The sequence below is a fragment of the Paraburkholderia sp. BR10954 genome, from assembly GCF_040965775.1.
Lineage (GTDB): Bacteria > Pseudomonadota > Gammaproteobacteria > Burkholderiales > Burkholderiaceae > Paraburkholderia > Paraburkholderia youngii.
In genome coordinates this window covers 1-255 of the sequence record NZ_JBFRCK010000320.1, presented here as the reverse complement: position 1 = coordinate 255, position 255 = coordinate 1, and the positions used below count along the sequence as shown (strand labels likewise).

The following is a 255-nucleotide window of genomic DNA, read 5'->3' as shown; positions in this document are numbered from 1 at the left end:
CGGCAATACGCCTTGCGTGGGCGTGCGACCGCGCTCGGCTGGCGCGACGAGCAGATCGTCACGATCGACAGCGATCAGGGCGAATCGGGAGCATCAGCGTCATGGCGGGAGGGGTTTCAACGGTTGGCCACTGATGTTGGCATGGGCCGCGCTGGCATCGTCATGGGCCTGGAGGTTTCACGCCTTGCAAGAAACAATGCCGACTGGCATCGGCTGCTGGAAATCTGCGCGCTTGCGGACACGCTGATTCTTGAC

General features: G+C 62.7%; 1 protein-coding gene. It reads left to right on the top strand.

Going from position 1 to position 255, the window contains the following annotated elements; genetic code table 11:
- Nucleotides 1–255: recombinase family protein (locus AB4Y34_RS42415; protein WP_368719371.1), on the top strand; the 255-nt coding region annotated here is incomplete at both ends.